Origin of the sequence: Streptomyces sp. NPDC096311 (assembly GCF_044763085.1) — a bacterium.
In the GTDB taxonomy this organism is placed as follows: Bacteria; Actinomycetota; Actinomycetes; order Streptomycetales; family Streptomycetaceae; genus Streptomyces.
Map to the genome: position 1 here is coordinate 51202 of NZ_JBIWFN010000029.1, position 23969 is coordinate 75170.

16 protein-coding genes and 2 pseudogenes are annotated in these 23969 nt (G+C 70.2%); 14 read left to right on the forward strand and 4 right to left on the reverse strand.

The genetic code is table 11. From position 1 onward, the window contains the following. Nucleotides 1-30: 30 nt before the first annotated feature. Together ACIRA5_RS46955 and ACIRA5_RS46960 are read right to left on the reverse strand one after the other, a co-directional pair. Entirely contained in the window at nt 31-1530 is a 1500-nt protein-coding gene (locus ACIRA5_RS46955; RefSeq protein WP_403702759.1) for a sugar transferase, read from the reverse strand. A gap of 1382 nt (nt 1531-2912) precedes the next feature. Beyond that, nucleotides 2913-3611 carry a TetR/AcrR family transcriptional regulator gene (locus ACIRA5_RS46960; protein ID WP_403702762.1) on the reverse strand — a complete coding sequence of 233 codons (699 nt, stop codon included), beginning with the start codon at nt 3609-3611 and terminating at the stop codon, nt 2913-2915. A gap of 225 nt (nt 3612-3836) precedes the next feature. Between ACIRA5_RS46960 and ACIRA5_RS46965 the strand changes: the two genes are divergently transcribed. From ACIRA5_RS46965 to ACIRA5_RS46990, 6 genes are read left to right on the forward strand one after another with little or no spacing between them, the layout of a single operon-like run. Continuing rightward, nucleotides 3837-5483: a CocE/NonD family hydrolase gene (locus ACIRA5_RS46965; protein WP_403702765.1), complete on the forward strand. Its 1647-nt coding sequence runs from the start codon at nt 3837-3839 to the stop codon at nt 5481-5483. Then, nucleotides 5480-7102 carry an ABC transporter substrate-binding protein gene (locus ACIRA5_RS46970; RefSeq protein ID WP_403702768.1) on the forward strand — a complete coding sequence of 541 codons (1623 nt, stop codon included), beginning with the start codon at nt 5480-5482 and terminating at the stop codon, nt 7100-7102. Before ACIRA5_RS46965 ends, ACIRA5_RS46970 begins: the two co-directional genes overlap by 4 nt. Nucleotides 7103-7107: 5 nt before the next feature. Continuing rightward, nucleotides 7108-8067: an ABC transporter permease gene (locus tag ACIRA5_RS46975; protein ID WP_403702771.1), complete on the forward strand. Its 960-nt coding sequence runs from the start codon at nt 7108-7110 to the stop codon at nt 8065-8067. Beyond that, a complete protein-coding gene (locus ACIRA5_RS46980; protein WP_403702776.1) occupies nt 8064-8936 on the forward strand; it encodes an ABC transporter permease in 873 nt (290 codons plus the stop codon). The genes ACIRA5_RS46975 and ACIRA5_RS46980 overlap by 4 nt, the downstream gene beginning before the upstream one ends. Further along, nucleotides 8933-9940: an ABC transporter ATP-binding protein gene (locus ACIRA5_RS46985; RefSeq protein WP_403702779.1), complete on the forward strand. Its 1008-nt coding sequence runs from the start codon at nt 8933-8935 to the stop codon at nt 9938-9940. The genes ACIRA5_RS46980 and ACIRA5_RS46985 overlap by 4 nt, the downstream gene beginning before the upstream one ends. Continuing rightward, entirely contained in the window at nt 9937-10743 is an 807-nt protein-coding gene (locus tag ACIRA5_RS46990; RefSeq protein ID WP_403702782.1) for an ABC transporter ATP-binding protein, read from the forward strand. The genes ACIRA5_RS46985 and ACIRA5_RS46990 overlap by 4 nt, the downstream gene beginning before the upstream one ends. A gap of 618 nt (nt 10744-11361) precedes the next feature. Here ACIRA5_RS46990 and ACIRA5_RS46995 read toward each other — a convergent pair. Then, nucleotides 11362-11727: pseudogene (locus ACIRA5_RS46995) on the reverse strand (dihydrofolate reductase family protein); the annotation flags it as partial. A gap of 330 nt (nt 11728-12057) precedes the next feature. On the opposite strand from ACIRA5_RS46995, the gene ACIRA5_RS47000 reads away from it, so the two are divergent. The 7 genes and pseudogenes from ACIRA5_RS47000 to ACIRA5_RS47030 all read left to right on the forward strand — a co-directional run bounded on the left by ACIRA5_RS47000 (nt 12058) and on the right by ACIRA5_RS47030 (nt 20413). Beyond that, the gene (locus ACIRA5_RS47000) at nt 12058-12267 is read left to right on the forward strand and encodes a hypothetical protein (protein ID WP_403702785.1); all 210 of its coding nucleotides are present in this window, start codon (nt 12058-12060) and stop codon (nt 12265-12267) included. Nucleotides 12268-12730: 463 nt separating this feature from the next. Then, nucleotides 12731-13399 (forward strand): aminoglycoside phosphotransferase, encoded by a 669-nt coding sequence (locus ACIRA5_RS47005; RefSeq protein ID WP_403702788.1) that lies wholly within the window; start codon nt 12731-12733, stop codon nt 13397-13399. Beyond that, nucleotides 13396-13863, forward strand: coding sequence for an NUDIX domain-containing protein (locus ACIRA5_RS47010; RefSeq protein ID WP_403702791.1), 468 nt, complete (start codon nt 13396-13398; stop codon nt 13861-13863). Before ACIRA5_RS47005 ends, ACIRA5_RS47010 begins: the two co-directional genes overlap by 4 nt. Beyond that, complete coding sequence (locus tag ACIRA5_RS47015) at nt 13860-15851, forward strand: ABC transporter ATP-binding protein (RefSeq protein WP_403702794.1); 1992 nt, start codon at nt 13860-13862, stop codon at nt 15849-15851. Before ACIRA5_RS47010 ends, ACIRA5_RS47015 begins: the two co-directional genes overlap by 4 nt. A gap of 717 nt (nt 15852-16568) precedes the next feature. Next, nucleotides 16569-17771, forward strand: coding sequence for a bifunctional class I SAM-dependent methyltransferase/NUDIX hydrolase (locus ACIRA5_RS47020; protein ID WP_403702928.1), 1203 nt, complete (start codon nt 16569-16571; stop codon nt 17769-17771). A gap of 178 nt (nt 17772-17949) precedes the next feature. Continuing rightward, a pseudogene (locus ACIRA5_RS47025) lies at nt 17950-17994 on the forward strand (hypothetical protein); the annotation flags it as partial. Nucleotides 17995-18241: 247 nt separating this feature from the next. After that, the gene (locus tag ACIRA5_RS47030; protein ID WP_403702797.1) at nt 18242-20413 is read left to right on the forward strand and encodes a hypothetical protein; all 2172 of its coding nucleotides are present in this window, start codon (nt 18242-18244) and stop codon (nt 20411-20413) included. A 555-nt stretch (nt 20414-20968) separates the two neighbouring features. Here the strand turns inward: ACIRA5_RS47030 and ACIRA5_RS47035 are convergent. After that, entirely contained in the window at nt 20969-21910 is a 942-nt protein-coding gene (locus ACIRA5_RS47035) for an aldo/keto reductase (protein ID WP_403702800.1), read from the reverse strand. 46 nt (nt 21911-21956) lie between these two features. Between ACIRA5_RS47035 and ACIRA5_RS47040 the strand changes: the two genes are divergently transcribed. Beyond that, nucleotides 21957-23414, forward strand: a complete 1458-nt coding sequence (locus ACIRA5_RS47040; protein WP_403702803.1) for a PLP-dependent aminotransferase family protein — start codon at nt 21957-21959, stop codon at nt 23412-23414. Nucleotides 23415-23969 lie beyond the last annotated feature (555 nt).

The window sequence follows — 23969 nt, forward strand, 5'->3', positions numbered from 1 at the left end:
TCCGCGCGCCGGTCGGACGACCCCCGCGCATCAGTAGGCCCCCTGCCCGTGGATCACGGCACGCAAGGTCTTCCACAAGATCACTGTGTCGAGGGCGAGCGACCAGTCCTCCACGTACCGGAGGTCGAGGCGGACGGCCTCCTCCCACGGCAGGTCGCTGCGCCCGCTGATCTGCCACAGGCCGGTGAGCCCGGGCTTGACCAGCAGCCGTCTTCGGATGTCCGGGTCGTACGCGGCGGACTCCTCCGGCAGCGGGGGCCGGGGTCCGACGAGCGACATGGATCCGGCGAGCACATTGAAGAGCTGCGGGAGTTCGTCGATCGAGTACCGGCGCAGCACCGTGCCGACCCGGGTCACCCGCGGATCGCGGCGGAGCTTGAACAGCAGTCCCGCGCCCTCGTTGCGGTCGGCCAGCTCCGCGCGTGCCCGGTGGGCGTCGGCGACCATGCTGCGGAACTTGAGCATGGTGAACTCGTGGCCGTCCTTGCCGACCCGGCGCTGGCGGTAGAACACTCCGCCCCGGCTGTCCATCAGCACGAACAGCGCGACGAGGATCATCAGCGGCGCGAACCCGATCAGCAGGATCGCGGCACCCAGCCGGTCGACGACCCCCTTGATCGCCCGGCGGCCCCCGGTGAAGGTCGGCATGCTGACCCGCAGCAGCGGTATCCCGAGCACCGCGTCGACGTGCAGCCGCGGGCCGGCCACCTCCATCAGCACGGGGGCGACGATCATCTCGGCGTCGCTGCCCTCGAGGTTCCAGGCCAGGCGCTGCAGGCGGTCCGGTGACCAGTGCGGGTCGGGCGTGACCGCGACGACCCGGTAGCCGTCGTGGCGGACGTGCTTGGCGACGTCCTCCAGCTGGCCTATGACCGGCACTCCGTCCAACTGGTCGCCGTCGAGGCCGCCTTGGTCGCCGTCGACCCCGCGACCGTCCGTCGTGCACACGGCCTCCACCCGCCAGCCGAGGTGCGGGAACTTGCGGGTCCGGTTGATCAGGTCGCGCACGGTTGCCGGGCTCCCGGCGGCGAGCACCGGTCTCAGGCAGCGTCCTTCGTTGCGCTGCTTGTGCAGCCAGAGGCGGAGCACATACCGCTCCGTCATGGTGACGAGCGCGATCGCAGGGATCGCGACGAAGATCCAGAGCTTGATGTTGCGCGAGGTCAGAGCGATCCCGCCGAGCGCCAGCACGACGGTCGCGGTGAACAGTGAACGTCCCAACCGGCGGAATTCCTCGGCGCCTTGACCGAGTACGGCCGGGGACCACGAGCGGCTCACCGCCAGCGCGCCCAGCACCAGCACCTGGGTGCCGAAGGCGAGGATGCCCCATTTCTCATGCCAGTTGGCCGCGTCCCGGGCCCCGAAGAAGTCACCGATCGACGCCACCACGCAAGCGGTCGCCACGGTGTCGCTGATGATCACGGTACGTCTGTACCGCTGCTCCCATTCGATCGCCGGCTGGCCGATCGCCCCGTCCGCCAGACGCTCGCGCGCCGACGGAAAAGGGCCGACTATTCCCCCCTGCCGCACAGAACCCCCCCGGTCCCCAGTTGTTCGACGTGATCGCCCAACACTGCCCTTCCCCCCAGAAGGCCCCAGCCCTCGAACAGTTGCTCCACTCGGGAAGCCCCCGCCCCCCGCGCCGCGCTGCTCTTCCCCCGGGAGGCCCCCGCCCCTCGCGCATGACATTCCGGCTATTTCAGCGCTAGTTGAACAACCCACCCTGGCGGCAGCAGACTCGCGTGCCCTGCCAGACCCTCGAGGTGCGCGGAAGCCCGTCAAAACCTCAGGTGCTCCCCGCACCCAAAGCCCCTTCGCGGGCCCACGAGTTGATCACCTCCACATCTGGCACCAGAGACGCAATTGCTGGCTATCCGTAACGCTTGACCTATAGATCATCATTTGTCGCCTCGTGTCCCAGCATGTGAAGCACGGTCAATCTAGACCATCGGGGCCCGTCTGAAGAGAGGGGTGTGTGGAAATTGTGCTCACGATTTGAAGCCGCATCCACGGACCGGTGACCGCCCACGGGTGCCTTGATGACGAAGACGCGCCTGCGACCTGTGATGACGGGAGTTCTTCGGGCTGCCGGCACCGGCAATCCCGAGGCGTCCTGGCGCTGCCGACCGGGCCGCGCCCAGGGCATGATTGGCCGAACTTGTCGGTGAGCACGGGGCGTTGGATGCGGGTGTGGGCGATCGACGGCACGTGGGAACGGATCTTCACCGCTCCGCTCACACAGGCAGACGCCGAGGCCGACCTCGACCGGTCCGTCGCCGTCGCCGTCGCCGTCGACGCCTCCTCGGGCATCGACGCCGAGGTGGCACGCCGACTCACCCCCGGTGGCAACCGGCTGGTCCGCACGGCGCGACACCCCCCGAACTGGCCGCCGTGGCGAGGGAGATACGAGCGGCGGGCAGCGCCTGCCTGGACATCGCTGCCGACGCCCTCGATCCGCGGGCGGCCGCCGACATGGTCACGGCCTCCGTCACGGAGTACGGCTCCGTCGATGTGGCCCTGCTCAACGCCGGGCAAGGACCGGACAAGTCCATGGACCAGGTGAGCGTCGCGGACATCGCACGGATCCTGGCGCTGAACTACGACATCGGCGACGGCCTGCCCAAGCCGTTCCAGAGCAGCCAGGATCGCGCTGCCCGGGTACGTCGTACGGGCCCTGGAGAGGGAACCCGCGCAGGCGTACTTCCCCTGGCCCACGGCGGCGTTGGTCCGCGCCCTGCGCACCCTGCCCCCACCGCTCTCCTCCCCGGTGCTCCGCACACTGGCGCAGGCAACGGCACAGCGCCGCTCAGGCGCCGGCTTGAGGAGCTGCCCCGCTCGAGGCGCTCAGCGCGTTCGGCTGGGCCGAGGGCACCGACTCGTCATCCACGCGGGCACCGGCTCGAAGGCATACCTCATGGTGAGGGCGCGGTGTCGGCGTCGCCGTGCGCCGCCGCCCGGACCGCCTGGATGTGGAGGTCGATCTGGGCGGCGAAGAGCGCGTCCTCGTCGAGGGTGATGGCGAGGGCCGGTACGCGGGAGGCCCTGGGCTCATTGCGGGCGATGTCCGCGTAGAGGGCCGAGAGAGCCGCGTCGTCCTTCCGGCGGACGTCGTCGTCGAGGGATTCACGCATGGCGTCGAGGGTGAGCAGGCCCATCACGGTGTCCGTGAAGAGCTCGTAGTGGAAGAGGGCCTGTTCCTGCGTCAGGCCGGCGTCCAGAAGGAGCCGGAGGGTGGCCAGGGCCACGGCCTGGTCGCCCGGGCCGCCCGTGTTGCGGTAACCGAGCCACGCCAGGGTGACCGCGTGCCGGCGGCCCACATCCCGTCCCAGAAGGGCGAGTTGACGCAGGTCGGCCGCCCAGTCCCCGGTGGCGGCGAACCGCTCGCCGATCTCCACGAAGATCTGGTCGGCGAGGGCGAGCATCAACTCGTCCTTGTCGCGGAAGTGCCGGTACAACGCCGTGGCGACGACGCCGAGGCGGGCGCCCAGGGCTCGGAAGGAGACGCCTGCCGGGCCTTCGGCGGTGCTGATCTCCACGGCCGCCTCGATGATCTGCTCCCGTGTGAGCGTGCTCCCCCGGCGTCGCCCTCCGGTGGTTCCTGCCGCTCCCATGGCCTTCCCTCCCGCTGTCCGACATACGTGCCATACCTGCGGATGATCCTAGGGAACAACCCTGTGATCAGTCCAGACAACGACATGGACAACAACCTAGACAACAGTGTTCACATTGCTGTTCAATCAGGGCCACGTCGACGCCACGTACCCCCTCCGGCGCCACCCTCCGCACGCACCCGTGTATCCCGCACCGCACCCCCGCTTCCCTCCCGGAGCCGTGAGATGCCTCTTCCCGTGCACCGCGCCGAACCCGCCCCCGTCCCCGGCACCGCGACCCAGGTCATGGTCGCCATGCGGGACGGGGTGCGCCTGGCAACCGACCTCTATCTGCCGCCCGACCACGACGGCCGCCTCCCCGTGGCCCTGGTCCGGCTGCCCTACGACAAGAACAGCCGCTATGTCTTCATGGACCGCATCGCCGCCTACCTGACCGCGCGCGGCTACGCGGTCGTCGTCCAGGACGTGCGGGGCAAGTTCCGCTCCGAGGGCGAGACGATGCCCTTCGTCCACGAGGCCGACGACGGCCACGACACGATCGACTGGATCGTCCGCCAGAAGTGGTCCGACGGCCGGGTCGGGATGTTCGGCGACTCGTACTACGGCGCCACCCAGTGGGCGGCCGCCTCCGCCGGGCACCCGGCGCTCAAGGCCATTGCCCCGAGGGTCACCGGCGCGGACGGCATCCGCCCCGACTACTGGCAACGGGACGGCGTCACCCAGCTGTTCGGCGCCCTCTACTTCGCCGCCTACTGGACCGACAGGTGGGTCTACGAGTTCGAGCCCGACCTCACCCGTCGCCCCCTCATCGAGGCACTAAAGGAGATAGCCGACGGCATCGGCACCCGGCCGGCCATGTGGGACAGCTTCCTTCCCGAGGTGGCGGCGCTGCCCGCGTTCCCGCACGGCCACCCCTTCGACGGCCGTCCGCTGCCGGTGCTGCACCAGGCCGGCTGGTTCGACAACTGCCTCCAGCCGAGCATCAACGACTGGGCCGAGCTCGCCTCCCGCCCGGGCTGGGCCCGGCTGCAGTACCTGCACGTCGACTCGATCGATCACGAGAACTACCACCTGGACGACGTCCCGGTACCGCCCGAGCTCGACCACGCGGACGTGGACGCGGCGGTGGAGCGGCTCCTGCCGCGCTATCTGGACCCCCTCGTCGCGTTCTTCGACGTGTTCGTCAAGGGCGAGGGCACCGCGCAGCGGCTGCCCCGGGTGCGCTGGCACCACGGCCATCTCGGCGACCGTACGGCGGACACCTGGCCGCCTCCCGGTTCCCGCACCCTGCGTCTGCATCTGGGCGCGGAGAGCCTGCGGGCACAGGCACCGGTCCAGGAAGAGGCCGTCACCTGGGTGCACGATCCGTCGGACCTCGTGCCCAGTCTCCTGGAGGACTCCTTCTCCGCGCTCCGGTTCCACGTCGACGAGTCACCCCTGCACCGCCGTAGCGACGTGCCGACCTTCACCACCGATCCGGTCGGTGAACCCCTGGACCTGGCCGGCCCGGTCCGGGCCGTGCTGACGGTCGGCACCGACGGGCCGAGCGCCCATGTCTTCCTCAAGCTGCTGGACGTGTCCCCCGACGGCAGTGCCCATGTGCTGGTACGAGGTCAGCGGCTGATCCCGGGCGGCCCGCCCGCGCCGGTCACCTTCGACCTCACCCACGCCGGGTATCGCCTCCGCTCCGGCCACGCCCTTCGTCTGCACATCGCCTCCAGCGACTTCCCCACCTATCTGCCGCACCCGGGCACGCAGGAGAACCCGTGGCTCGCGGTCGACGGCAAGACGACCGTGCAGACCCTGCTCACCGGCGGGGAGCACGCCTCCCACCTGTCCCTGACCGTTGTCGACGCGGCGAGCCTGTCGTGAGCCGGCTTCGGCCTCTGTTCCTCGCGCTGGCCGCTCTCGTGCTGGCCGGCTGCACCGGTCTGCCGCGCGCCGAGCTCGGCAGCGCCGCCCTGCGCGACACCTCCGATGCGGCGACGGGCCGGCTCGACTCGCTGGTGTGGGACCTGCCCGCCGGGGAGCCGACCACCCTCGACTACCAGCAGGCGGGCGACTCGTCGCCGTATCTGGTGGTCAGCAACCTGTGTGACAGCCTCCTGCGCCTGAACCCCGACTTCAGTACGTCGCCCGCGCTGGCCCGCTCGTGGGACCGGCCCGATCCGCGCACGCTCGTGCTGCACCTGCGCGACGGCGTACGGTTCTGGGACGGCACCACGCTCACCTCCGCCGACGTGGTCCACAGCCTCAAGCGGCAACTGGATCCGAACGCGATCGCCAACTCCTTCTTCGTCAACGTCCGTTCCATCGAGGCGACCGACCCCCACACCGTCACCGTCCGCTTCACCCGCCCCGACGAACTGTTCCTGAAGGAACTCGCCACCACCGCCGGCACCGTCGTCCAGGCCCGGTACGCCGAGCACGCCGGCAAGAAGTTCGGCACCGCAGCCGGCGGCCTGATGTGCTCGGGTCCTTTCGAACTGGCCGCGTGGAAGTCGGGCGTGAGCATCGAGCTGAAGGCCAACTCGCACTACTGGGACGCCCGTTACCGAGCGCACGCGCGCAAGGTCACCCTGCTCTTCGTCACGGACACCACCGCGCTCACCCAGGCGCTGGCCAGCGGCGCCATCGACGGCGCCTTCGACGTGCCCAACGCCGCGCTGCCCACCCTGAAGGGGAGCGTCGCCGGACAGCTGTACTTCGGCCCCAGCCTCAAGTCCGTACAGATGGCCCCGCTCCAGGACACAGGGATCGCCGCGGAACCGGACATCCGCCGCGCGCTTTCCCTGGCCGTCGACCGCACGCAGCTGGCCGACACCGTCTTCCGGGGCGCCGCCACACCGAGCACCACCGTGCTGCCGTCCGCCGGCTGGGATCCCGAGGCCAAAGCGGTCTATGAGAAGGCCGCCGCCACCCTGCCCCTCGCCCACGCCTCCCCCACCACCGCCGAACTGGCGCAGGCCCGCGCCCTGGTGGCCAAGTACCCCCACCTTCGCTCCGGCACCCTCGCCGTCCCGGCGGGAAACCAGGACCAGGTCAACGCCGCCGCCGTGATCCAGCAGGCGGCCCGGTCCCTCGGCATCAAACTGACGATCCGCCAGCTACCCGCCCTGCAGTTCTCCAGCATGTTCTACGACCCCACCTACCGCCGTGGACTGGACTTCGTACTGGCGGAGACCTTCCTGGACATCCCCGACCCGCTGGACTGGATCCCCAACCTGGTCCTGCCCAAGGCGATGTTCAACTGGGCCGGCTTCGACGATCCCGCCGTCACGTCCGCGCTCACGAAGGCACAAGCCACTCTCGACCCCCACGAACGCGCCGCGCTGATCACCGGTGCCCAGCGCCGCTGGGAGGCCAAGACCCTCGCCGTCCCACTGCTCTCCCTCCATGAGGTGACGTACATGAACAAGCGCATCACCGGCGCCACCACCTCCTTCGCCCAGCTCTTCTCCCCGTCCCTCGCCTTGGTCGGCAGCAGGTGAACGCCATGAAGCCCCTCGCCCGTACGGCGTCCACGGTCCTCCTCCGGCTGATCGGAACCGTCGGTAGCGTGCTGGCCGCCGCCTTCGCCCTGTTCGCCGCGCTGGACCTGGCCCCCGGCGACCCCGCCAGCCGCCTGGCCGGAGCGCACGCCTCCGAACGCACCCTGCACGCCATCCGCCACCAACTCGGCCTCGACCAGCCCCTGTTCACACGGTTCTGGGACTGGCTGACCGGCCTCTTCCAGGGCGACCTCGGCACCTCGCTGACATACCGTCAGTCCGTCTCCTCGCTCATCGGCCCCCGCATCGCCGACACCCTGCTGCTCGTCGGATACGCCGCCGTGCTGATCCTCGTGGCCGGTCTGGGGCTCGGCATCTGGGCCGCGCTGTCCCGCCGTACGGGCACGGCCATCACCGCACTCACCGGCGTCGGCCTGGCGGTGCCCTCCTTCGTCGCAGCCTCCGCGCTCGTCGCGCTCCTCGCCGTGAAGGTCCACTGGTTCCCGGCCCTCGGCGGCGGCGGACCGTCCCTCGGCGACCGCCTCCAGCACCTGACCCTGCCCGCCCTCACCCTCGCGCTCGCCTCGGCCGCCTACCTCGCCCAGATCACCAAGGCAGCCGTACGCGAGGAAGCCGACCGCGAACACGTCGAGACCGCGCGCAGCCGGGCCCTGCCCACGCGTCGCATCCTGCGCCGGCACATCCTGCGCAACGCCATGATCCCCATCACTACCGCCGCCGGCCTGACCGTCGGCGGGCTGATCGCCGCGGACGTCGTCGTCGAGCAGGCATTCGGCCTGAGCGGCCTCGGCGCGACCCTGGTGGCCGCCGTGGCCCAGAAGGACACCCCCGTCGTCCAGGCCGTCGGCCTGCTCATGGTCGTGGTCTTCATCGTCGTCAACGCCGCCACCGACGCCTTGCAAGCGGCCCTGGACCCGAGAATCCGGGCGGTGGGCTCCCGATGAGCGACGCGTCCTCCGTGCGACTCGGCACCCGCGTGCTCTCCCTGCGTCTGCCGCTGCGCCGCCTCGCCCCGTCCACGACGCTGCTGGCCACGGTGGCCGCACTCCTCGTGGCGCTCGCCGTGCTCGCCCCGGTCCTCGCCACGCACCGGCCGGACGCCGTGGACATGGCCGCCGCCAGTCAGGACCCGTCCGCCGCACACTGGCTCGGCACCGACGCCCTCGGCCGCGACCTGTACTCCCGCCTGCTGTACGGCGCCCGGATCAGCCTGCTCGGCCCGGCCCTCGTCATCACCGGCGCCACCGTGGGCGGCGTCGGCCTCGCGCTGCTGTGCGCCTGGCGGGGCGGCCGCCTCGACCGGATCGTCAGCCGGATCAACGACGTCCTCTTCGCCTTCCCCGGCCTGCTCCTGGCGGTCCTCACCGTCGCCGTCCTCGGCCCCGGACTGACCGCACCCGTGGTGGCCCTGGCGATCGCCTACCTGCCGTACATGACACGCATCGTGCGCGGAGTGGCGGTGCGCGAACGCCGGCTCCCTTACGTCGCTGCCCTGGAGGCCGCCGGGATGTCGGCCTGGCGGATCAACCTGCGCCACCTGCTGCCCAACCTCGCGCCCTTCGTCGTCGCCCAGGCCACCGCCGCGTTCGGCTCGGCGCTGATCGACCTCGCCGGGGTGTCCTTCCTCGGGCTCGGCGTCCAACCGCCCACCTCCGACTGGGGGTTGACGGTGTCGGAGGGGCAGTCCTCGCTGCTCGCCGGTGCGCCCGGGCAGAGCCTGATGGCCGGTGGCCTGATCGTCCTCACGGTCGTCGTGTTCAACCTCCTCGGGGACACGATGATCGCCCGCAGCCACCAGGGGGCCCTGCGATGACCGCCGTTCCGCCTCTGCTACGGGTCGAGCACCTCGGCATCGACCTGCACCGCCCCCGTCAGGCACCGCGCACCCTCGTCCGCGACGCCTCCTTCGACCTCGCGCCCGGCGAGGCGCTCGGCCTGGTCGGAGAATCCGGCTCCGGAAAGTCGCTCACCTCACGTGCGGTCATCAAACTGCTGCCGCAGGGCGCGCGTTCGCGCGGCACGGTCGCCTTCGAAGGCCATGACGTCCGCGCGATGAACCGGGCCCTGCTCACCCGCTACCTCTCCCACGACGCGGCGATGATCTTCCAGAACCCCCGCGCCCACATCAACCCGGTCCGCACTCTCGGCGACTTCCTCACCGAGCCCCTCGTCTGCCACCAGGGCCTGAACCGGGCCCAGGCGGAGGAACGGCTGATACCACTGCTGGCCGAGATCGGCATCCCGGACGGCCCGCGCCGCCTCGACCAGTACCCCCACCAGCTCTCCGGTGGCCTGCTCCAGCGCATGATGATCGCCTCCGCCCTCATCACCGCCCCGCGCCTGCTGCTCGCGGACGAACCCACCACCGCCCTCGACGTCACCACTCAGCAGGACGTCATGGCGATCCTCGACGAACAGCGCCACGAGCGGAACCTCGCCCTGCTCTTCGTCACCCACGACCTGGAACTGGCCACTGCGGTCTGCGACCGCATCGCCGTCATGTACGCGGGCACCATCGTCGAGCAACGCCCCGCCGCCGCCCTGCACTCCGGCCGCCGGCACCCCTACACGGCCGGACTGCTGGCCGCCCGGCCCGGCCTGGGTGCGCCCGGCGCCCGTCTGCCCGTCATCCCCGGGCGGCCGGCAGCGGCTTACGAGTCCCACCAGGGCTGCCCCTTCGCCCCGCGCTGCGCCTTCTCCGAGGACCGCTGCCGCGTGGAACGCCCGCCGCTGCTGCCGGACTTGGACGGCGCCGTCGCCTGTCACCGCGCCGACGAACTCGCCGGCGACCTCGACCGTACGAAGGAGGAAGTGTGACCGCCCTGCTCGAGGTCACGGGCCTCTCCAAGCGCTACCCCAGCCGCCACGGCGAGGTCACCGCCTGCGAGGACATCAGTTTCCAGGTCCGCCGGGGCGAGACCTTGGCCCTGGTCGGTGAATCCGGCGCCGGGAAGTCGACGGTGGTCCGTCTCGTCGCCGGCCTGGAACAGCCGACCGCAGGCCACATCCTCCTGCACGGCAAGCCGGTCCACGAACGGCCCAGGGGGCGCACGGCGCGCCTGGCCCGGGCGGCGACCGTCCAGATCGTGCACCAGGACCCGTACTCCTGCCTCGACCCCCGCCAGACCATCGGAGCCGGGTTGGCCGAACTGCTGCGCCTGCACGGCCGCCGTTTGGGCCATGGCTCGGCCACGGCCGACCGCGTCGCCGAACTCCTGGACACGGTCGGCCTGCCCGACCAGGCCGGCGCCCGCCCCGCCCACCTGTCCGGCGGCCAGCGCCAGCGCGCCGCGATCGCCCGCGCTCTGGCCGTGGAACCCGACATCCTGCTCCTCGACGAAGCGGTCGCCGCCCTCGACGTCTCCGTCCAGGCCCAGATCCTCAACCTCCTGACCGACCTGCGTGAACGCTGCGGCACGACCCTGGTCTTCGTCACCCATGACCTTGCCGTCGTACGGCAGCTCTGTCAGGCGGCGGTGGTCATGCGGACCGGCCGCGTCGTCGAGGAGGGCCCCGTCACCCGCGTCCTGACCACACCGCAGCACCCCTACACGCAGGCCCTGCTCGAAGCCGTACCGCGACCGGGCTGGCACCCACGGCGGATCCGCCACATGGCATAGGCCAGGCTCACGCGGTGTCTCTCCTGGTCGGTAGTACGGTCTGCTGACGCGCATCGCCCAGGAGGCGGGGGTATCTCTCGGGCCGAGGAGCTGCTGGCGCGGCACGGGTACGCCCGCCCGTGGGAACGGGAATCCGAAGTACCGCTGATCGCGGCGGTCGCCCGGGATCCGCGGGTGACCGCGGACACGGTCCGCGAGTGGCGACGACGGGTTGTCGCCGAGCGGCTGGACGGCTGATCGACGAGCCCAGGCCGGGTCGGCCGTCCACCCTCGGTGTCCATCAGGGGGAAGCGGTCGTGGTCACCACGCTGGAACAGCTCCCGAAGAACGCCGCCCACTCGTCGCGCACGTCGATGGCGCAGCACAGTGGTCTGTCGAAGTCTACGGTCGGCCGGATCTGGCGGCAGTTCCAGCTCAAGCCGCATCCGAGGGACACGTTCAAGTCGTCGACGGACGCCGCTGTTCGTGGAAGGGGTCGACTACGACGTCGGCCTGTACTTCTACCCGCCCGAAGGTGCTGTGGTCCTGCCGGTGGACGAAAGGTCGTAGATCCAGGCCCTGGACCGGTCCCAGCGACTCCCTCGCACGCATCTGCCGACGCGTCTCGGGCGCAGGACACTAGCGCGCCACGCGGTAGCGCGGGTGGACGACTCTCGATCTGAAGGTGCGGGTCTCCACGAGTTCGAGATCCACCCGGCGCCCGTGCTGGGGAAAGAACGGGATGCCACCGCCAACCAGCACCGGGTAGACCCTGGCCCGGTACTCGTCGATCAGACCCAACGCGGCAGCCTCGGCGGCGAGAGTCGCGTCGCCCATCGCGATGTCGCCCTCTCCCGGCTCTGCTCGCAACCGCTCGATCTCCTCCGCCAGGCCGCCGGAGGCCAGGCGGGCATGGCCCTGCACAGCCGACAGCGTGGCGGAGAACATCACCTTGGGGAGCGGCTTCCAGATCGCGGCCCACTCGAGCATGGAGTCGTCGAGCGAGACGCCCATCGCATACATCACCCCGCGCATCAGAAGCCCTCCTCGGTAACGGGTTCGACAGTACGACCGCCGGACGCCGCAGGATTCATCGCCGCTCGCGCAATCCCCTGGGCCGCGTCACCGCACGAGATCATCTCGTTGAGAAAACCTCAGTCGCTCGGGGACCGGGACCGCAGACATGTCCGCCTTCGGTCGCCGCCTCCGGGAGTGGGGATGTGCGCAGGCAGCGACCCGAAGCCACGACAACTGACCACAGCGGCATCAGCCTTCCATGAGCGCTCGCTTCTCGACAGCGACACAAGCGAAGAACGGGACCTCCAGGTCCGGGCCATGCCGCCCTTCCCACGCGTCCGCTACGACATCCAGTGCGAGCCGCTGCGCACCGGCCACGTCCACGGCACCTTCCTCGACCGCCGCTCGCCCGTGGCAGCACCCGAACTGGTGCTCTCCCAGCGCGAGTTGGAGTACCTCCGCTCGCGCAGCGTCCTCGGCCATGACCAGGACGAGGTGCCGCACGAAATGGAACGCATCAACGACTGACTCCGCGGCCGCCTCTCCTCCCGCGGGTGGGCCACCGAGCACACCTACCACTCGAAGCACAACTTCCTGCGCCACGCCGTCGATCTGCGCCCGGAACTGGCCCCTGCGATGACCACGCCCGCGCCTGACAATCCCCCACAGGAGGTACCGGAACCCACACGAGTGATCGAACACAGCGTCACAGCACACCGCCCTTGGCCGCACACGGAGAGACCCGGATATTCGAAATCAGGTTCTAGATTTCGCCCTCGCGCACCCGTGACGGCGACAGGAAAGCCCCCGTTACCCGATCACCTGTCCGCATCTCACCCCGAGGAGCCCCTATGCATCCCGTACACCGCACTGCGCTCGTTCATCCTGCGTTCGAAAACACCGCTGTCTCCTCGGACACCACCGCCCGCCCTGCCACCGACTGCGCCGTCTTCCTCTCCGACGGAGCACGACCGGATACGAGGTACCTGGCATGACGGACTCCACACGTCTCCCGGCGCCCCTCGCCTCCTGGAGGCAAACGCTCCTGAGCCCCCTCAAGCCCGCGCAGGACGCCTCGTACCCCCGAGAGAACTCCCCGGTGTGGAAGGTGATCGAACGTACCGGCGACCACTACCTGAACGTGGCGCCCAAGCCTGTCCTGTCTACCCGGGAGACCCGCGCCTACCGCGAAGCGATCCCCCACCCCGGTCACGGCAACGCCCCCGCTCTGAAGGACAGCTCCGCCGACCTGCTCGCCCTGATCCTCACCGCGGTGGACGGCGAACCGCTGAAGGGAGAGGAGCCACCGGCGTGCCGCCGCGCCGCCCACCGGCACGCCGGCCAACTCCTGCGCCGCTTTCACGAGGCTCTACCCGGCCTCCAAGCGCAGGTCGAGGCCGCGCAGGTTGTCGAGAACGCACAGTCCGGGCTGGACAAGCACATCGCGCAGGCCGGTGACCAACTCGCCACCGGCGAATCCGATATGTCGCGCCGCGTCGTGAGCACGCTGCTGTCCGATGCCGAGGAATGCGCGCTTGGGAAGTTCGCCGCAGCCGACGCGGCGAGCGCTCTCGCGTACGGCCCCCGGTGCAGCGAGGCATTCGTGACCGCGCGCGGCCGGGCCACCGTCGAGCGACTGATGCAGGAGGGACGGCGTTGAATAAAGCTCCTCACCCGCTGATCGCGGACGTGGCCCAGATCCTGCTCCGGGCGAACGGCGCCGTCCTGTGCGTACGCCGCAGACCCGACTCGGACCTGGCGCCAGGACAGCTCACCGTTGTCGGAGGACATCTGGAGGCAGGCGAACCACTGGACCGCGCGGCACGGCGCGAAGCGGAGGAAGAGACCGGTGTCCGTATCAGCGCCGACCAGCAGGAGTTCGGCGGCCTCGTCCACCACCACGAGCCCGGGGGCACGGATCGGATCACCGCCGTGTTCGTCACCCAGTCCTGGACCGGCGAACCGCACAACGCCGAGCCGGACAAGCACGAAGGGCTGTTCTGGGTGCCCATGGAGAAACCCCCGCCGGACTGCCACCCCTACACCGTCGCCATCTTCCACATGCTCACCCACGGCCCGTCGTACCGGGCACTGAACTGGCCCACCTCAGGAGGCGCCCGGTGAAGAGGTTCTTCGGACCGGTGAAGATGGCCGAACCCCAGGTCTCCGACGCCGAACAGGAGCTGTTCGGCGGTCCGCTGCGCTACGACATGGGCTGGTCCCACCACGAGCACGCGGGCCTGGACCTGACCATGATGTCCGCGCTGCGCTCCATGCCGGCCCTCGTCGGCGCCGCCCTGCGCATGGCGTGGAGCGCCGACCGGCGGGCGTTGCTCGCCGTGGTGGTCAGCGAGATCGGCCAGGGCGTCGCCGCGGCCGTCAGCCTGCTCGCCATCAACGCCGTCATGCATGCCCTGCTCGCCGGGAGTGGCGACGCCGCCCAGCGGCTGCACGCGCTGCTGCCCGGACTGCTCGCCGCCGCCGCCATCGGAGTGGTCAACTCCGCCCTCTCCGCGTGGTCGACCTCTCGCGCCGGGCGCCTGGAGCCGATGGTCGAGCGGATCGCCACCACCCAGTACCTGGCCGCCGCCGCAAGTGTCGAGTTGGAAGCCATCGACGACCCCGACTTCCGCCGGCTCGTCGACGTTGCCCAGTACGGTCCGGGCTCCGCCCGCCGCATGATCGGTGCCTGTGTCGCCGCGCTGAACGGCCTCATCTCCCTGATCACCACCGCCGGCGTACTCGCAGTCCTCCACCCCGTTTTGCTGCCCATGCTGATCCTCATCGCCGCCCCGCGCGGCTGGGGCGCCATGCGCGTGGCTCAGGAACGGTACGTGTCGGTGATGAGCTGGATCGAGCACGTGCGGGCCAGCCGCCTCATCGGCAACCTGCTCACCGAGCGCAGCGCCGCCCAGGAGGTCCGCATTCACGCCGTCGGCGCCTTCCTCCTCAGCCGCTATCAGCGCATGGCCGAGAGCGCCGAGGCCGAACAGGAACGCCTCGCCTCCAGCAAGGCCCTGACGGAGTGGGTCGCCTCCGCGCTGTCCGGCCTGGCCATGGCCGCGACGTACGGGGCCATGTTCTGGCTGATCCTGGCCGGGCACATGAGCCTCGCCATCGCCGGCACCGCTGTGATCGCGGTGCGGACCGGGTCGACGAGTCTGGGCGGACTGGTGATGAACATCAACCAGTTGCACGAGGAGTCCCTGTACGTCCGCGACCACGGCCGGTTCCTGGCCCAAGCCGCGCAGCGCACCATCCCCGAGGGCGGCGATCCGGTCCCCGAAGAGATCAAGGAGATCGTCCTCGACCGCATCACCTATCGCTACCCAGACCGTGACGCAGCTGCCCTGGACCAGGTGTCGCTCACCCTGCCGATGGGCTCCGTCACCGCCGTGGTGGGCGAGAACGGCTCCGGCAAGAGCACGCTGATGAAGATCCTGTCGGGCATGCTGCTGCCCCAGGCCGGCACCTTGCGCTGGGGCGAGGCGGACATCAGCGACCTCGACCGCTCCCAGGTCTTCGAGCGCGTCTCCCTGCTCACCCAGGATTTCCAGCGCTGGCCCGTGACCGCCGCGCTGAACATCCGCCTCGGCCGCCCCGCCCACGCCGCCACACCGCAGGATCTGCAGCCCTCCGTCGACTACGCCGGAGCGGGCCCGGTCATCGCCAAACTCCCCGCCGGCCTGCGGAGTCTGCTGGCCCGCATGTTCCGCGGTGCCATCGAACTGTCCGGCGGGGAATGGCAGAAAGTGGGTCTCGCCCGCACGCACTGGCGTAGCTCGACATCGCAGGCGGACAGCGTCCTCATCGTCGACGAGCCCACCTCCGCCCTGGACCCCGAAGCCGAGATCGAAGCCTTCGACCGTATCCGCCGTCTCGCCGCTCCGAACCGGGCCGTCGTCCTTGTCACTCACCGCATGTCCGGCGTCCGCCACGCCGACCGCATCTACGTCCTCACTCACGGGCGCCTCGCCGAACACGGCACCCACGACGAACTCATCGCCGCACAGGGGCGGTACGCAGCCATGTTCGACGCGCAGGCAGCCCAGTACGCCCCCAACGCCAGCATCCCGAAACCCGCCGCACCCACCGCCGCGGACCCCGCATGACCCGATCCACCGAAAGGGCCGCCGCGACGACACCTCCCACCACCGAACTCGACGAGACGAGCGCCCTGCGCCACCGGCTGATCGACCAGCGCGCCGACGCCGACCCCATCCGCACCCCCGCGGTCGACAACGCCCTGCGCACCGTGCCTCGGCACGCTGAACACTCCCGTGCACGAGATCGAACTGCGCTAGGGAATCCAGCTGCGCTGGACCCGCATCAAAAAAGACCGCGGAGATGACCATGGACCCGGCACCACCGCGGTCCCCCACACCCACCACAACGCTTCCGAACCCCGTGGCAGCCACGACGGCACGCTCCCCGTCGTGGAGGTCCGCGAGCCCCGCGATCACCGCAGCCGCAGCATCATCGGCGCCCACCTCGTCCTCGTCCAGGACGGTGCCGTTCTGTTGGGCAGACGCCACCCGAGCAGCACCTTCGCACCGTCGACCTGGCACCTGCCCGCCGGCCACCGCGAAGACATGGAAGCCGCCGTCGTCGACGGAGGGCGCCTCACCGCCGCACAGCTCCGTCGGATCCGCCTCGATCCCGCGGAGCACGACATGTGGGCCGTCCACGACCTCGCCGGCTGGCAGGAGTTGATGGCGCCCCGGGCCTTCGCCCGTCTCGACGCATCGAACGAGCCCGGCACGGCGAAGGCCCCACCTACCTCATCACGCACACCTGATCCACATCGCGCTGCCCACCGAGGAGAAAACGTGCCCGCCGAAGACATCAACACCCAAGCCTGGACCGTCTACGGGAGGCGCCAGCTGGCCCGCGCCTACATGCCGCCCCTCCCCGACCACCTGGCCTGGACGCCCTGGGAGGGGGTCGGACCGGGTGCTGAAGTCCTCGGCGAGATCACCGGCCGGCGTGTCCTGGACATCGGCTCCGGGGCCGGCCACCACGCCGTGCATCTCGCCCAGGCCCACGGCGCGCGCGTCACCGGGATCGAGCTGTCGCCGACCCAGCACGAACGCGCCGCCTCCGCGCACGCGGAGGTTCCGGGTGTGGAATTCGCGCACGGAGATGTGGCCGAGTACCTCGCCGAGGCCGAGCCGTTCGACGCCGCGTACGCCATCGGCACCTTGGCGTTCATCGACCCACACCGTGCGCTGCCCGCCCTGCGCGAGGGCCTGCGCCCCGGCGCGCCGCTGATCCTCTCGCTCCTGCACACCGACCTGCACGGCCGCGGCCCGTCCACGGAGGTGGCACCCCGCGAACAGACGATCTTGCTGCGTGACGATCCGCCCCTGCCGACCCAGATGTGGGTCCTAGCGCCGCAGTTGTGGGAGGACCTGCTCACCGAATACAGCTTTCGCGTCGAGGCCATCGACCTGTTTCACCACCCCGATGAGAGCGCCCCGGTGGTCCAGCAGCTCATCCGGGCCCGCCGCCTGCCCGACCGGCGTGCACGAGTTTCCAGCCGCCCCCGCACCGCCAAGCCACCCGTGCCGCACGCGGCCGTCGGTGTCGCCGCGATCCTCCTCGGCGAGCAGGGGCTGCTTCTGGGCCGCCATCGGCACGGCACCATCGAACTGCCCGGGGGAACCGTCGAGCCCGGGGAGTCCTTCGAAGCAGCGGTGGTCCGCGAACTCGGTGAGGAGACCGGTCTGATCGCCCGCCCTGGCGACGTCAGGCTCCTGGGAACGCTCGTCGACCGCGTCGAAGATGTCCTGCGGGTCACCGTGAGCGCGCTCGTTCACGCCTGGCGGGGACAGCCGGCCACGCAGCCGAACGAGAGCGTGGGCGACTGGGCCTGGCATCCCCTCGATCATCTTCCCGACGACCTGTTCGTGTGCAGCGCACAAATCCTCACGGCCTGGCGTCCCGACCTGCCCGTCGACCACACCCCCGCGCACTTCACGCCCTTCGCCCACGGCACACCGCCCGAGATGACGGTGGACGGCCTGGCATGACATCCAGCGCAGACTCGAGTCTGTGGCGCCGCCGCGACTTCCGCCTCTACTGGACGGGCCAGGCCAGCGATGACCTGGGGCTCCTCGCTCAGCTCGGTCGCCATCCCCCTGGTCGCGGTCGTGAGCCTGCACGCCACGACGTGGGCAGGTTGACTTCGTCCATCCTCAGGTCGGACAGCTGGACCTCTACTGCCAACTCCTGCTGGAGCCGGACCAGGGCCAGTCGCTACTGATATTCACCGCCACCCCGGGCACGGAAAGCCACGAGAAACTCGCCCTGCTCACCGTGCTGGGCACGACCAATTCGCCGCCGACGCCCAGTGACGCCACCCGCGGCGTCGGCGAAACCCGCTCGGAACAGATCCGACCGAACCAGTACGTCGCACACCGTCAGCCCCACAGCACGGCGTCGAAGCGCGTACAAGAAAACTCCCGTGCGCCGACTCGCACACCTCTGCGATCATCCCCGAATGGCGCACAGTCTCGAATCGCTGGTCATCCGGCACACCCACCGCGTTTCCTCCCCCCAGGGCTCCGCCGGGGAAGGAGCCACCGCCGCACGGCAGTTCGACGCGGTGCTGACATCCGTGGGCTTCAAACTCTCGGCGGAGCTGCTGGAGCGGCTGTCGGGGCTGTCCGAAGCAGCGGTCGTGCACACCGCCAAGCGGACGCTGCGCACCGTGAGCGAGATGGTGGGCGACCACGTCCGGCACAACTCGTACTTCATCGACTTCCCAGCGAACGTGCCGGACACCGAAGAGTTCTGGATGCGGTGTGTGACGAAGGCGCTCGGCGACGACAAGTCGCGCGAGAACGTGCTGACGCAGTTGGCGCACGGGGTGCTGGACCTGCTCAGCCTCCCCACGTACGGCCGCTACCAGCACACCTACGAGGAGATGCTCGCGGCGCAGGACGAGCTGATCGCCTCTGCGGGCGACCGGGTGACCATCCTGCACCTCGGGCGGGACCTGGACGACGAACTCACTGACCTGTACCTGGCCTTGGCGGGCAGTACGACGCCACTGGGCGAGGAACACCTGCGCGACCTCAAGGCCCTCGCCGAGCGGTGCGCGCTCGGCCCCCAGCCGGAGTCGATCCCTGTCCGGGAGAACCGGGCGGTCGTCAACGAGGCCCGTCTCGCTGTCGGCGCGGACCTCCTTCTGGACACCGTCATCGATGTGCTGCGGCTGGCCTGCGCACTGTCGGGCGGCGACGTGACGCTGCAGGAGCCGACCCGGTTTCGGGCGCTCTCGCGGCCGACCCGCCGTGCGCTGCTGGCGGGCCTCGACGCCGTGGTCGCGGCGAACCCCGCCAAGCTGGCGGATGTGCACGCGCACCGCGAGCCTTTCAAGCGGCTCGGCGAGCGTCTTCACCCGCACGAGTACCCGCGCTGGCCGCACGCCGCCGACGTGTTCGCCGTAGCGCGAGGCGAGAAGGAGGCGCGGTCCTTCGACAGTCGTGTCGAGAAGCTGCTCGACGAGTTCGACGTCCTCGGTGCGGTGCGGCTGCTGAAGTCCGCTCCCGGCCGGCTGTTCCGCGCCTTGGACCTCCTGCTGCGCATCGCCGCCGACCAGGAGGAGCGGGACGCAGTGGTGGACGCCGCGGTACGGGTCGCCCCCGAGGTCTCCGGCCGGGTCGTGCTCTCGGTCCGCGAGCACTTCCACAACCGGGAACGGGAGACCGACGAACCCCGCATCTTCGTCAACCGCAGGGGCCGCGCCTGGGTGACCCCCGACTACCGGCCGACCGTCCCGGCCGCCGATCGCGACCGTCTGATCGCCGCCCTCGACGCCGAGCTGCGCCGCAGGCTCCCTGCTCCGGGCCGACTGCTGCTCGACCCCGACGTCCTCGACGTGGCGCTCCCGCTCAGTGGCAGGGCGACCGCTGCCGGACTCGGCGTACTGCCGCGGGGCTCGGTCTCGGCGGTCGACGGCGAACAGCTGCGCTTCTTCGTGTACTGGAAGGAGACCGAGAATCGGACCGACTACGACCTCTCGGCGCTGCTTCTCCACGCCGACTACACCACCGATTCCTGGCTCTCCTACACCTCCCTCAAGGCGGTCGGGGGCGAGCACTCGGGCGATGTCACCGAGGCGCCCGACGGGGCCTCGGAATTCATCAACCTGTCCCTGGACCGGGTGCGCAGCACATTCATCGTTCCGCAGGTCAACATCTATGCCGGCGAGAGCTTCGAGGAGGTCGAAGAGTCGTTCTTCGGCTTCATGCTGCGCGACGGTGAGCAGAAGGGCCGGCCGTTCGAGCCGCGCACGGTGCGGATGAAGTCGGAGCTTCGCGGGGTGGGCCGGGTGGCGCTGCCGCTGGCGTTCCGACGCGAGGACGACGGCCGGTGGCGCGCGAAGTGGCTGCACCTGTATCTGAAGGGCATCTCGTCGGCCAACCGGGTCGAGGAGAACCAGGCGTCAGTGTCCAAGGTGGTGCGCGCCATCGTAGAGCGCGAGCATCTGACGGTGCGGTACCTGATCGGCCTGATGTCCGGCGACAGCACGGCCGTGGAACTGTGGGACGGCGAGCCGGTCCCGGACGAGCCCGTGATGTACATCGGTCTCGAACGTCCGGAGGGGCTGCACCCGGACTCCCGAGTCATCACCCTCGAAAATCTGCGCGACTTGATTCCGGTCTGAGTGATAGCGTTGCCCACGGCGAGGCCATGAAGGGGCTTCCTTCTCAATTTCCTTTCCCGAAAACAAGTTCTTTCGCTTTCCTCGCCGTCGGCTTCGACTGGGAGGCGCCCGCGCGGCGCCTCCCAGTTTTCGTGTGTGCGCCGACGGCCGTCACCCCTGAAAACACGAACGACTCGGTCCCGAGCCGACTGATAGCATTGCCTGAGGCGAGGCCATGAAAGGGCTTCCTTCTCCTCCGCCGTGAAAGCGGCTTAAATGTATGAGTCCCTTCGCTTTCCTCGCCCTTGACGTCACTCCGGACGGTGCCCATGCTCCCCGCGTGAACAGGTCACCGTGCAGCCGGGCGGGCGGCTCGACGGGGCCCGCGAGGTCGCGCAGCCCCAGGCAGACGTCTACTGCCGGACCGCGGAACGGCACCCGTTGAAGCCGACCGCGACCCGCAACTGCCCCAGTGGCAGCAGCCCGTCACCATCGTCGCTCCCCTGACAACACCGAATGGCAACACCGAAAGCCGCCCGGCCCTCGGTGCCTCATCGCATCAACTCGTCTCGCGGGTCACCCCGCGGAGTCCAGGCGTTCGCGCTGATCGGCGGTCAACTCGAGTGACACCCCCGCGACCGCCTCGTCCAGCTGCTCGATCGTGCTGACGCCGACGATCGGCGTGGCAGCCGGGTTCCCTCCGGTCAGCCACGCCAACACCACCCGGTTGCGGTTCGTGCCGGTCTCGGCGGCGATCGTGTCGAGCACCGCAAGACGGCGGGCGGTGCCGGGGTGGTCGTACTCCGCGGGCAGCGGCTTGTCCGCGCGGGTGTAACCGCCACTCAGCAGCGGCGTGTACGCCCACAGAGCCATGTCCGGGTGGTGCTCCAGGTAGTGGAGCACCTCGTCGGTGACCGCACCGAAGCGGTGCACCACGGTGGGCCTGGTCGCGGGGCGCGGTTGCAGGTACGTGTGGTGCTGCTGCACCGCGGTGAAGCCGGCACTGCCGTGGGCCCACGCGATCTGCCGTGCCCGCTCGATCTGCCAGACGGGGTAGTTGGAGCAGCCGAAACGGCCGACCGTACCCGCGGACACGAGCTCGTCGAAGGCGGCGACGGTCTCTTCCAGCGGTGTGGCCGGATCGGGTTTGTGGGCCCAGTACAGCTCGACGTGGTCCGTACCCAGTCGTCGGAGACTGCCCTCGATCCCGCTCTTGACGGCCCCTGCCGAAAGTCCCTCGGCCGTCTCGGGGAATCGTCCGGCCACGGTCGGCTCGCAGCCCACCTTGGTGCTGATCCTGACGCGGTCACGGACGCCCGGGCGGCTTGCCAGCCAGCGCCCGAGCAACGTCTCACTCTGCCCGCCGAAACCGGTCGGATCGTCCCAGAACGCGTAGCAGTTGGCGGTGTCGATCCAAACGCCTCCGGCGTCCACGAAACGGTCCAGGAGCTCGAACGATCGGCGCTCGTCCTGGGCCGTGCCGAACAGCATGGCCCCAAGAGCCAGGTTTTCAGTCATGTCCCTCACGCTAGGCGGATTCGGATCGGCGGTACGCTCCAATCTCGTGGCTGTTTTCCAGACCAATCTCGCGTGGGCGACCCTGCTGGATGTCGCTCCTCCGGATGGCGGGCGGCGCCGCCTGCACGATCGCCTGGCTCACGCGCTGCGCACCGCGATCCGGAACGGCCGGCTGGCGGAGGGTGCCGCCGTGCCACCGAGCCGAGCGCTGGCCGAGGAACTCGGCTGCTCCCGCTGGGTCGTGACGGAGGCGTACGGGCAGCTCATCGCGGAGGGTTACCTCTCTGCCCGGGTGGGTTCCGCCACGCGTGTCTCGTGGTCACCGGACACCGCGCCGCCGCGGCCTCGCGTGCAGCGCGCACCGGCACGGCCACCGATCCGGTACGACCTCGCGCCCGGCCTGCCCGACCTGCGGGCGTTTCCCCGCCGCCGCTGGGCCGACGCCGTCCGGGCGGTCATGGGCTCGGCCGTCCACTATGACCTCGGCCTGCCCGACCCCGCTGGACACGCGGTGCTGCGCACCACCGTCGCCCAGTATCTGCGCCGCTCGCGCGGCGCGGACACGCACGCCGTGTCCGTGTCCGTGTGCGCGGGCGTCACCGACGGTCTGGTACGCACGTGCCGGGCGCTGCGCGCCGCGGGGATTGCCGACCTGGCCGTGGAACACCCGGGTTGGGGGCGGCTGCGGGATGCCGCAACGAGCGCCGGTCTACGCGTGCACGCGGTGCCCGTGGACCACGACGGCCTCCACGTCGACGACCTCGCGCGTACGCCGGCCCGCGCCGTCGTCGTCGGTGCGGCACACCAGTTTCCCACCGGCACGGTGCTGTCCGCGGCACGCCGGGCACGTCTGGTGCGCTGGGCCCGCGAGGTGGACGGCTTTGTCATCGAAGACGACTACGACGCCGAGTTCCGCTACGACCACCACCCGGTCGCCGTCATGCAGGGGATGGATCCGAGCCGGGTCTTCCTCCTCGGTTCGGTCAGCAAGACACTGTCGCCGGCCCTCGGCCTTGGCTGGCTGGTCGCGCCTGTCGCGATGGCACCGGTGCTGCGGGCGGCGAACCTCGTCGCCGCCGCACCACCCGTGCTGGACCAACTCGCGCTCGCCACCTTCATCGACCGCGGGTGGTACGACGCCCACCTGCGCGCGGCGCGGCGGCGGTTCCGATCCCGCCGCGACCTGCTGGTCCGGACGCTCGGCACCCAGGTGCCGGAGGGCCGGGTCGCCGGCACCGCCGCCGGGCTGCACATCCTGCTCCACCTACCGGACGGCAGCGACAGCCGCGGGACGGTCCAGGCGGCGGCCGCCGCCGGGCTACGCCTGGCGGACCTCGACGACTATCGCGCGCATCAGCCGGCGGATCCCGCGCTCGTCCTCGGGTACGGCAACATCAGCGACACGGAGATCCCACCGGCCGTCGCGCTCCTGCGCGAAGCACTGCGTTCACCGACGGCCTCGCCACCAACGCGTACGGCACAGCTCAGTGATGACGATCGCTGACGCGGAGTTCTTGCCCGCCATCGAGCTGCCCCAGGTCCTGTAGGAAGAGGCGGTGCGACCGTGCCTCGGAGAGGTCTCTTCAGCTGGAGGTCGCCTGCGAAGCGGAACAGGGCCGAGCCGACCAGATACCGGCGGTGCTTCAAGACCACTTTCATCGGTGCTCCATTGCTCGAACAAGGGCTGCGTCGGCGTCGAGCGTCCGTACCGGCCCGTGGGTGCGCTGCCTCTGCCGAGGAAGCCGTCTCGGTGCTCGGTTCGGGCCGCCCTCGGCCCTCGGCCTTCGCCTCGACCATCGCTTCCCACGCCTCCCGGTCCTCCGTGCCACGCCGCCTTCGCCACGACCACCTGCGTATTGCGGTATTTCATGGGTAACCATCGGCGACGGCCCGCTCTGCCGACAGACTGGCCATGACCGGTTCGGAAGAGGCGGGCCGCCATGTGGAGGGATGTCCTGCCCCAGGACATCGAGTTCGATCTACCCTTCCCGCTTCGGGTCAGCGCAGACATGGAGGGCGCCCGCCGCCGCAACCTTGACTGGGTCCGCCGACAGGGGCT